Origin of the sequence: Isoptericola sp. NPDC019482, assembly GCF_040632295.1 — a bacterium.
Taxonomy (GTDB): domain Bacteria; phylum Actinomycetota; class Actinomycetes; order Actinomycetales; family Cellulomonadaceae; genus Isoptericola.
Window position 1 is genome coordinate 1 of sequence record NZ_JBEYBQ010000062.1, and the last position, 10,063, is coordinate 10,063.

Annotated in this window: 9 protein-coding genes; 6 read left to right on the forward strand and 3 right to left on the reverse strand. The window is 74.2% G+C overall.

The genetic code is table 11. The features are described from left to right. The first annotated feature begins 150 nt into the window (after positions 1 to 150). The 4 genes from ABZ493_RS21295 (at position 151) to ABZ493_RS21310 (ending at position 4,652) form a co-directional block, all read left to right on the forward strand. Positions 151 to 705 (forward strand): AAA family ATPase, encoded by a 555-nt coding sequence (locus ABZ493_RS21295; RefSeq protein WP_430584110.1) that lies wholly within the window; start codon positions 151 to 153, stop codon positions 703 to 705. A 46-nt stretch (positions 706 to 751) separates the two neighbouring features. Then, the gene (locus ABZ493_RS21300; protein WP_430584111.1) at positions 752 to 1,906 is read left to right on the forward strand and encodes a P-loop NTPase; all 1,155 of its coding nucleotides are present in this window, start codon (positions 752 to 754) and stop codon (positions 1,904 to 1,906) included. A 74-nt stretch (positions 1,907 to 1,980) separates the two neighbouring features. Then, positions 1,981 to 3,216 (forward strand): galactokinase, encoded by a 1,236-nt coding sequence (gene galK, locus ABZ493_RS21305; RefSeq protein ID WP_430584112.1) that lies wholly within the window; start codon positions 1,981 to 1,983, stop codon positions 3,214 to 3,216. Positions 3,217 to 3,356: 140 nt separating this feature from the next. Next, positions 3,357 to 4,652 carry an alkaline phosphatase gene (locus ABZ493_RS21310; RefSeq protein ID WP_430584113.1) on the forward strand — a complete coding sequence of 432 codons (1,296 nt, stop codon included), beginning with the start codon at positions 3,357 to 3,359 and terminating at the stop codon, positions 4,650 to 4,652. Between the two features lie 68 nt (positions 4,653 to 4,720). Here ABZ493_RS21310 and ABZ493_RS21315 read toward each other — a convergent pair whose 3' ends face one another. Together ABZ493_RS21315 and ABZ493_RS21320 are read right to left on the reverse strand one after the other, a co-directional pair. Then, the gene (locus ABZ493_RS21315) at positions 4,721 to 5,542 is read right to left on the reverse strand and encodes an exodeoxyribonuclease III (protein ID WP_430584114.1); all 822 of its coding nucleotides are present in this window, start codon (positions 5,540 to 5,542) and stop codon (positions 4,721 to 4,723) included. A 97-nt stretch (positions 5,543 to 5,639) separates the two neighbouring features. Continuing rightward, positions 5,640 to 6,122, reverse strand: a complete 483-nt coding sequence (locus tag ABZ493_RS21320) for a VOC family protein (protein WP_430584115.1) — start codon at positions 6,120 to 6,122, stop codon at positions 5,640 to 5,642. 124 nt (positions 6,123 to 6,246) lie between these two features. Between ABZ493_RS21320 and wecB the strand changes: the two genes are divergently transcribed. Both wecB and ABZ493_RS21330 read left to right on the forward strand, forming a co-directional pair. Then, the gene (gene wecB / locus ABZ493_RS21325; RefSeq protein ID WP_430584116.1) at positions 6,247 to 7,650 is read left to right on the forward strand and encodes a UDP-N-acetylglucosamine 2-epimerase (non-hydrolyzing); all 1,404 of its coding nucleotides are present in this window, start codon (positions 6,247 to 6,249) and stop codon (positions 7,648 to 7,650) included. Next, complete coding sequence (locus tag ABZ493_RS21330; protein ID WP_430584117.1) at positions 7,647 to 9,068, forward strand: glycosyltransferase family 2 protein; 1,422 nt, start codon at positions 7,647 to 7,649, stop codon at positions 9,066 to 9,068. Before wecB ends, ABZ493_RS21330 begins: the two co-directional genes overlap by 4 nt. A 3-nt stretch (positions 9,069 to 9,071) precedes the next feature. On the opposite strand, the gene ABZ493_RS21335 is transcribed toward ABZ493_RS21330, so the two are convergent. Further along, the gene (locus ABZ493_RS21335; RefSeq protein ID WP_430584118.1) at positions 9,072 to 9,935 is read right to left on the reverse strand and encodes a polyphosphate kinase 2 family protein; all 864 of its coding nucleotides are present in this window, start codon (positions 9,933 to 9,935) and stop codon (positions 9,072 to 9,074) included. Between the last annotated feature and the right edge of the window lie 128 nt (positions 9,936 to 10,063).

A 10,063-nucleotide genomic window follows, 5' to 3' on the forward strand; every position in this document is an offset into this window, starting at 1 on the left:
CGACAGCTCCACTTCACAACCGGAGGCCTTCGTCATCCGGTAACCCGATTCCGTGTCGTCGTCACGAGATCGGGACAACCTCCCTGGACATCACAGCTAGTCTCCCGACGGCGCGACCGACGCGGTGCCGACGACGGACGGGTGGTGGGCGTGGCACGACAGGTGGTACTGGTCAACGGGCTGCCCGGGTCGGGCAAGACGACGCTGGCGGCCCCGCTCGCCGCCCGCCTGGGCGTGCCGTGGCTGGGCAAGGACGTCGTCAAGGAGGCCCTGGCGGACGCCGTCGGGCCCGGGGCCGCGCCGCTGGTCGGTACCGGGGTGGTCGGCGCGGCGGCGATGGAGGCGGTGTGGCGCCTGGCCGCGGCACCGCTGCCGCGCGTGGTCGTCGAGTCGTGGTGGTTCCGGCCCCGCGACCTGGACCACGCGCTGCGCGGGCTCGCGACCGCGGGCGCCGACGCCGTCGTCGAGGTCTGGTGCGACGTGCCGCCCGACGTCGCCCGCGAGCGCGTCGAGGCCCGCACCGGTCGGCACCCGGTGCACGGCGACGACCGGGACCTGGCGGCCGAGTGGGCCGCCTGGTCCGCCGGGGCCGCTCCGCTCGCGCTCGGCCCGGTGGTGCGGCAGGACACGACCGGCCCGGTGGACGTGGGCACCCTCGCGCTGCGGGTCTCGGCCGCGCTGTCCGGCCGGCCCGTCCGGTCGTGACCCACGACGCACCGGCGCCCCCGCCCGCCGCACCTAGGATCGAGGCATGACCTCCGGCTCCCCCGACGGCCCCGCACCGCTGACCGACCGCGTCCGCACCGCCCTGGCGTCGGTGGTCGACCCGGAGATCCGCCGGCCCATCACCGACCTGGGGATGGTGCGCTCGGTGGACGTGCACGACGGCGGCCGCGTCACGGTGGGCGTGGACCTCACCGTGGCCGGCTGCCCCATGAAGGGCACGCTGGTGCGCGACGTCACCGCCGCCGTCGAGGCGATCGACGACGTGACGGGCGTGGACGTGCAGCTCGGCGTCATGACCCCGGAGCAGCGGCAGTCGTTGCGCTCGCAGCTGCGGGGCGGCGCCGGCGACCCCGTGATCCCGTTCGCCCAGCCCGGCTCGCTCACCAAGGTGTACGCGATCGCGTCCGGCAAGGGCGGCGTCGGCAAGTCGAGCGTGACGGCGAACCTCGCGGCCGCGATGGCGGCCGACGGCCTGAACGTCGGCGTCGTGGACGCCGACATCTACGGCTTCTCCATCCCCCGCATGCTCGGCGTGGACCGCCAGCCCACCCGCGTGGACTCCATGCTGCTGCCTCCCATCGAGCACGGCGTGAAGGTCGTGTCGATCGGCATGTTCGTGCCGGAGGGGCAGCCGGTCGTGTGGCGCGGGCCGATGCTGCACCGCGCGCTGGAGCAGTTCCTCGCGGACGTGTTCTGGGGCGACCTGGACGTGCTGCTGCTCGACCTGCCGCCCGGCACCGGCGACATCGCGATCTCGGTGGCGCAGCTGCTGCCCGGCAGCGAGATCGTCGTCGTGACGACGCCGCAGGCCGCCGCCGCGGAGGTCGCCGAGCGCGCCGGGTCGATCGCCACCCAGACGTCGCAGGGCGTGGTCGGCGTGGTGGAGAACATGTCGTGGCTGGAGCAGCCCGACGGGTCCCGGCTCGAGGTGTTCGGGTCCGGCGGCGGGCAGCGCGTCGCGGACCGGCTGGGCGCCACGCTCGGCACCACGGTGCCGCTGCTGGGTCAGGTGCCGCTCGACGTGGCCGTGCGCGCGGCCGGCGACGACGGCACGCCGGTCGTGCTCTCCGACCCCGACTCCGCCGGCGCTCGCGTGCTGCGCGACGTCGCCCGCGCCCTGGCCGGCCGCTCGCGCGGCCTCGCCGGCATGCGGCTGAACCTCAGCCCCGTCCAGGGCTGACCCGCGATACCCTCCCCCGGGCGTCGCGTCGGCGCCCGCACCCGCCGTCCTGCCCGCGAAGGAGCTGTCCCGCCATGAGCACGCCCGAGTGGCTCGAGTCCTGGTCCGACGACGAGGGCGCGGCGCGCGTCCGCGACCTGTTCGCCCGGACGTTCCCCGGCGAGGCGCCCGACGGGGTCTGGTCGGCCCCGGGCCGCGTCAACCTCATCGGCGAGCACACCGACTACAACGGCGGGCTGGCGCTGCCGACCGCGCTGCCGCACCGCACGTATGTCGCGCTGCGGCACCGCGAGGACGACGTCGTGCGCCTCGGGTCCGCGCAGGCGCCGGGCGAGGTCTGGACGGCCCGGCTCGCCGACGTCGCGCCAGGCGCGGTGTCGGGCTGGGGCGCGTACGTCGCGGGCGTGGCGTGGGCGCTCGCGCAGGACGGGCACGAGGTGCGCGGCTTCGACGCCGTCGTCGACTCGTGCGTGCCGTTCGGCGCGGGGCTGTCGTCGTCGGCCGCGCTGGAGTGCGCCGTCGCCGTCGCGCTCGACGAGACGGGCAGGCTCGGCCTCGCGGGGGACGACGCCGGTCGCGCGACGCTGGTGACGGCGTGCGTGCGCGCGGAGAACGAGATCGCCGGCGCGCCGACGGGCGGCATGGACCAGGCCGCGTCCCTGCGCGCCACCGCGGGCCACGCGCTGCTCGTCGACTCGCGGCCCGGGTTGTCCGCGCTGGAGTCCGGCACGCCCGTGCCGTTCGACCTTGCGGCCGCCGGCCTCACCCTGCTCGTCGTGGACACCCGCGCCGAGCACGCCCTCGTCGACGGCCAGTACGCCGAGCGGCGGGCGACCTGCGAGCGCGCGGCCGGGCTCCTCGGCGTCGAGACGCTGCGTGACGTCGACCCGGACCGCCTGGACGAGACCCTCGCCGCGCTCGCCGCGCACGACCCCGACGGCGTCCTGGCGCGGCGTGTGCGGCACGTGGTCACGGAGATCGACCGCACCGCCCGCTTCCGCGACCTCGTCACGGACGGGCGCGCGGACGAGGTGGGGCCGCTCATGGTCGCGTCGCACACCTCCCTGCGGGACGACTACGAGGTCTCCGCCCGCGAGCTGGACCTCGTCGTCGACGCCGCGCTGGCCGCCGGCGCGCTCGGCGCGCGCATGACGGGCGGCGGCTTCGGCGGCTCGGCGATCGCCCTGGTGCGCGCGGACGCCGTCGACGCCGTGGCCGCGGCCGTGCAGGAGGCGTTCGACGCCGCCGGCCTGCGCTCCCCGGGCTTCCTCCTCGCGCCGCCGTCGGCGCCTGCGGGGCGCACCGCCTGACCGGGCCGCCTGACCGGGTCGCCTGACCCCGCGCGACCTGCGGTTCCTCCCCCCCCGGATGCCGGTGACGCGGGCCCCTGCCTACGGTGCGGGGGCGCGGCGGCACGACGTCGCCGGGCTCGATCGTTCGAGGAGGAGCGATGGCAGCACGCACCACGATGCGCCGCGTCGGAGCGGCGGCGCTCACGGCAGTGGTCGCCGCAGGGACGGCCGTCGGCGCGACGGCCGGCGGTGACGACCGCGGGCGCGGCGGGCACGACGGACGGCACGACAGGGACCGGGCGCGGAACGTCATCGTGCTCCAGGGCGACGGCATGGGCCTGGCGGCCCGGGAGCTGATCCGCCTGGCGACCGTGGGCAAGGACGGCCACCTCGTCATGGACTCGCTCGACGAGGCCGGCTGGACCGCGACCGACTCCGCGGACCCCGAGGACGCGGTGACCGACTCGGCGGCAGGCGCGACCGCGTTCTCCACCGGAGTGCGGACGTTCAACGGCGCCGTCGGCGTCGACGCCGACGGCAACCCCGTCCCCACGCTGCTCGAGGACGCCAGACGCGCCGGCAAGGCGACCGGCCTCGTCTCGACGGCGCAGGTCACCGACGCCAGCCCGGCCGCGTTCGGCGCGCACGTCACCGACCGGTACGACCAGAGCGAGATCGCGCGGCAGTACCTGGAGGAGTCGAGGCCCGACGTGCTGCTCGGCGGCGGCGAGGACTTCTGGTACCCCGAGGGCGAGCCGGGCGCATGGCCCGACAACCCGCCGGAGGACCCCGAGGAGCAGAGCAAGGGCACCGAGGGGAACCTCGTCGACCGGGCCCAGCAGCTCGGGTACACGTACGTGAGCGACGCCGAGGGCCTCGCCGACGCGGACGGCCGCAAGCTGCTCGGGCTGTTCGCGAACGAGGAGATGTTCCAGCAGGCGAACGAGGGCGAGGGCGACGTCTACTCCCCCGAGGTGCCGCTGGTCGACATGGCCGCCAAGGCGCTCGACGTGCTCCAGCGCGACCGCGACGGCTTCTTCCTGTTCCTCGAGGAGGAGGCGATCGACGAGTTCGCGCACCAGAGCAACGCGACGCGCACCATCGAGGCGGGCCGGTCTCTCGACGAGACCGTCGCCCTCGCCCTCGACTTCCAGAAGAAGCACCGCGACACCCTGGTGCTCGTCGTCGGCGACCACGCCACGGGCGGGCTCGCGATCGAGAACGTCGACCCCGAGGACGAGTCGGGCGAGGGCCAGACCGCCGAGGACGACCCCTTCCCGATCCCCGGCACCGACCTGGAGTTCACCGTCGACTGGACCACCGGCGGGCACACGGGCGAGGCCACGCCGATCACCGCGCAGGGGCCGGGCGCCGAGCTCCTGTCCGGGCCGCAGCTCAACACCGACGTGCACGACGCCGTGCAGCGGGCGATGTTCCCCCGCGGCCACCGCTGACCCGTTGTGGGCGGACGTCTGGCCCTGTTTCGCTCCCGAAACAGGGCCAGAAGCCCGCCCACACCGCGCTACAGGTCGTAGGTGGCGACGACGGCGGCGTGGTCGGACCAGCGCTCCTCATAGGTGGGCGCGCGGTCGACCTCGACCTTGACCGCACGCGGCGCCAGCGCCGCATTGGCGAGCTGGTAGTCGATGCGCCAGCCGCGGTCGTTCACATACGACTGCCCGCGCCACGACCACCAGGTGTAGGGCCCGGGGCCCTCGCCGCCGTGCGCGCGGCCGAGGTCGGCCCAGCCGAGCTCGTCGAGCCACCGGTCGACGAACGCCCGCTCCTGCGGCAGGAAGCCCGCGCTCTTGAGGTTGCCCTTCCAGTTCGCGATGTCCTCGTTCCGGTGGGCGATGTTGAGGTCGCCGGCGACGACCGCGGGGTGCTCCGCCGCGCCGAGCTCCGACAGGCGCGCGGTCACCTTGTCGAGGTGCGCGTACTTGGCCGCCATCGTGTGCTCCTGCCCCGGGGCGTTGGAGCCGGAGTGCAGGTAGGCGGAGACGACGGTGAGCAGGCCGCCGCCCGGGAGCTCGACGTCGGCCTCGACCCAGCGGCCCGTGTCCACGGGCGGCTCGGGCTCGCCGTCCGGGCCGTGCGCCTCGAGGCCCGTGCGCACGGCGTGCAGCGGCAGGCGCGACGCGACGGCGACGCCCGCTCGCCCCTTGAGGTCGCTGGGCAGGTGGGCGACGTGCCAGCCCTCGAGGTACTCGTGGACCAGCTCGTCCGGCGCCCGCACCTCCTGCAGCAGCAGGACGTCGGGGGTGCGGGCGGCGATCCAGGCGTCCATGTTGCGGCGGAAGGCGGCACGGATGCCGTTGACGTTGGCGGTGGCGACGGTCAGCACGCCGGCAATTTGATCACACGACGCCATCGACCTTCGGTCGCGTCCGCAACCCCAGCACAGGATGCCGACACCCCGTGGCCCGCAGGGGTCGGGTGCGTCACTCCCCGCGGTAGGCGGCCTCCAGCCCGGCGACGTCGATCTTGCCCATCTTCAGCATCGCGTTCATGGTGCGCAGGTTCGCCTCGGTCGAGTAGTCGCCGGACAGCTCCTCGAGCTGCCTCGGGATCACCTGCCAGGAGATGCCGAACCTGTCCTTGCACCAGCCGCAGGGCCCGGGCTCGCCGCCGTCGGACGTGAGCACCTCCCAGTACCGGTCCACCTCCTCCTGCGAGTCGACCCGCAGGTAGAAGCTGAACGCCTCGTTCAGCGTGAACTCGGGGCCCGCGTTCAGGCCGGTCACAGGAAGCCCGGCTACCGTGAACTCGACGACGAACGGTTCGCCGGCCGCCGCCCCCGGCACTCCCTCGGGCGACGTGAGCACCGACTCCACCGACGACCCCGGGATGTGCTCGGCGTAGAAGGCCGCCGCCTCGTGCGCGCGGTTGTTCCCGAACCACAGGTGCGTGCGTGCGGTCACCATGGCCGCTCCCTCCTGACGGGCACCGCCCCTTCGCGGCCGGTGCAGCACCCTTCCGACCCGCGGACGAACCGGAACTCATCGGTGTCGGCGAGCACCCGGCACCCCGCTCGACGAAGGTAGAGACATGCCGCTTCCCGTCAGCCCCGAGATCCTGGTCGTGCTGGGCACCCGCCCGGAGGCGATCAAGCTGTTCCCCCTGATCCAGCGCCTGCAGGACCACCCGCGCCTGCGCCCGGTCGTCGTCACGACCGGCCAGCACAAGGAGCTCGTGGACTACGTGCTGCAGGAGGCCGGGTGCGAGATCGCGGGCGACCTCGGCGTGGGCCGCCCGGGGCTGACGCTGAACCAGCTCTCGTCGTCGGTGATCGCCGGGCTGGACGAGTTCGTCACCGGCCGGTACGGGCCGCCGCCCGAGCGGATGACCGGGCGCGTCCGCGAGGACCACTACCCCGCGGCCTGCATCGTGCACGGCGACACCTCCAGCGCGGCCGCCGCCGCCGTCGCCGCGTTCCACCTGCGCATCCCGGTGGCCCACGTCGAGGCCGGGCTCCGGACCGGCACGACGCTCTCGCCGTTCCCCGAGGAGCTCAACCGCCAGCTCGTCGCCCGCATCGCCTCCTTCCACGCCGCACCCACCCGCAGCAACGTGCAGAACCTCGTGCGCGAGGGCGTCGACATCGGGCGCACGTTCGTCACCGGCAACACCGGCATCGACGCGCTGCAGTGGGCCGCCGCGCGCGAGGTGCCCTACGGGAGGCCCGAGCTGGCGTGGCTGGAGGACGACGCGACGTCGCGCGTCGTCACCGTCACCGCGCACCGCCGGGAGAACTGGGGCGAGGGCATCCGCAGCATCGCGCGGGCGGTGCACCGGCTCGCCGACGCCCACCCGGACGTCCGGTTCGTGGTGCCGGTGCACCCGAACCCCCGGGTCGCGCGGATCGTGCACGAGGAGCTCGACGACGTCGACGCCGCGACCCTCACGGCGCCCATGGAGTACCACACGTTCGCCCGCCTGCTGGCGCGCTCGACCCTGGTGATCACCGACTCCGGCGGCATCCAGGAGGAGGCGCCGGCGCTCGGCGTGCCCGTGCTGGTGGCCCGCACCACCACCGAGCGCACCGAGGGCGTCGAGGCGGGCACCCTCGAGCTCGTCGGCACCGACGCCGACACGATCGTCGCCGCCGCCACCCGGGTGCTCACCGACCCCGCGGCGCACGCCGCGTTCTCCCGGCAGCCCAACCCGTACGGGGACGGGCGCGCCGCCGAGCGCATCGTCGACGCCCTGGAGCACCTGGTCTTCAACTCCCCCGTGCCGCACACGTCCGGTCCGGGGTTCGTGCGCGCCCAGGTGCTGGAGTGGGCCGGGTTCCACCGCACCGACGCCCTCGACGGCCCGGAGTTCGTGCGCGAGCCCGGCCCGGTGGACCGCGTGCCGCAGGACCTCGAGGACGTCGTCATCGCCCCGAAGTCGACGGTCGACCCGTACGACACGTCGCCCCGGACCGCGTCCGACGGGACCGCCGAGTGACCGGCCTGCCGACGACGGCCGCCGCGGTATTGGCCACGACGGCGCCGTGGTGGGACCCGTACCGCGGCATGCCGGTGGCGGTGCAGGTGCTCATGTGGTTCCTGCTCGCCCTGACGCTGGTCACCTTCTGCGTGATCGTCTGGCTCGTCGTCCGCGCGTGGTTCGAGCGCCGGCGTCAGCGCAGGGCGGTCGAGTCCGCGCACGAGGAGGACTACCTGTGGGTCTTCGTCGTGCCCGCGCTCAACGAGGAGGTGACGATCGCCGACAGCGTGAGCAGGCTCGTCGCCGTGGAGGCCACGCACAAGGCGATCGTCGTCATCGACGACGGGTCGGACGACCGCACGCCCGAGGTCCTCGCCGAGCTGCGTGCCCGGGTGCCCGAGCTCCACGTGCTGCGCCGCGAGCTGCCGAACGCCCGCGTGGGCAAGTCCGCGGGGCTCGACAACGCGTGGGAGTTCGTCCACGCGGAGGTCCTCGCCGGGCGGTACGCCGGCTGGCCGACGACGCGCGTCGTCGTCGGCGTCGTGGACGCCGACGGCCGCATCCCGCCCGACGCGCCGCGGGCGCTGGCCGGCACGTTCTCCGACGAGCGCGTGGGCGGGGTCCAGGCGCTGGTCCGCATCTACAACCGCCGGCACTACCTCACCTGGGGACAGGACGTGGAGTTCGGCGTCATGGCGTACGTCTACCAGCTCGGGCGGTCGGCGTGGGGCACGGCGAACATGGGCGGCAACGGCCAGTACGTGCGGCTCGCCGCGCTGGACGACGTCGTCACGACGGAGAAGCTCCCGCCGGGGGTCGAGCGCGGCCCCTGGCGCGACCGCCTCACCGAGGACCAGGACATCGGCGTGCGGCTGATCCGTGCCGGGTGGCGCGGCCGCCAGACGGTCCTGACCACCGTCGACCAGCAGGGCGTGACGAGCATGCGCCGCCTGTTCAAGCAGCGCGTGCGCTGGGCGCAGGGGAACTGGCAGGCGTTCAGCCTGCTGCGGGGTGCGCTGCGGGCGCCGGTGTCGGTCGGGGCGCGCCTCGACCACCTCGCCTACCTGCTCATGCCGCTGCTGCAGCTGCTCATGGGGCTCGGCCTGGTGCTGTCGCTGGTGTTCTGGCTGTTCGGCGACGTCCCGTTCGTCTCCGGCTGGTGGCCGTCGCTGGTGTTCTTCGCGACGATCGCCCTGGTGCCGAGCTTCCTGTCCCTGCTCATGACCAACGAGCCGGGGCGGCACCCGTTCCTGCGCGCGGTGTTCGGGCTGATCCCGTACATGCTCTACACGTGGCTGCTGTGGCCGGTCGTCACGGTGGCGCTGGTCCGCGAGCTCGCCGGGCGGCGCACGTGGACCAAGACCGACCGCGAACCGCTCGACGCCAACCTGCCCGACGACGTCGAGCAGGCGGCCGGGCCCGCCGTCGCCGGCTGAGCGTCACGACGCCGCGAGGCGCGCCTTCTCCTTCTCGACGTCGAACGTCGCGGCGGGCCACTGCGGGTCGATGTCCTCGAGCGCGTCCAGCAGCAGCGCCTGCACGGCGAGGCGGGCGTACCACTTGGCGTTCGCGGGGACGACGTACCAGGGCGCACGGTCGGTGGAGGTGCGCTCGAAGACGGTCTGGAAGGCGTCCATGTACCGGGGCCACTCCAGGCGCTCGTCGACGTCGCCGGGGTTGTACTTCCAGTGCTTGTCGGGGCGCTCCAGGCGCTCGCCGAGCCGCGCCTTCTGCTCCTCGGGCGAGATGTGCAGCATCACCTTGACGATGCGCGTGCCGCGCGCGACCAGCTCGGACTCGAACGCGTTGATCGCGCCGTACCGCCGCTCGATCTCCTCCGGCGGGGCCAGCTCGCGCACCTTCCCGATGAGCACGTCCTCGTAGTGCGAGCGGTCGAAGACGCCGATGTACCCCGCCTCGGGGACCTCCTTCTCGACGCGCCACAGGAAGTCGTGCGCCAGCTCCTGCGGCGTCGGCTTCTTGAACGCCACGAGGTGCACGCCCTGCGGGTCCGTGGCGCCGATGACGTGCCGCACGATGCCGCCCTTGCCCGCGGAGTCCATCGCCTGCAGCACGAGCAGCACGGCCGGCGCGGACGGGTCCTCGCGGCTCTGCGCGTACAGGCGCTCCTGCAGCTCGTCGAGCTCCTGCTCGCCGGCGAGCAGGTCGGCCGCGCCGTCCTTCTTCTTCCCGTCGTACCCCGGCTTCGCGTCCGGGTCGACGTCCGCGAGGCGGAACCCCGGCCCCACCCTGAGCAGCTCGCCCGGCTCGCCCGTCCACCCACGCTGGCTTCTCGCGACCATGCGCACATCATGCCCCCTGTGCCGAGATAGAGAACCCGGACCCGCGAGATGGAGAGGCCCGGGAACGACGCGCAAGCGCCGTCGGGCGAGCTGGTCTTCGACGCCCGGGAGGGGTCGCGCAAGGTGGC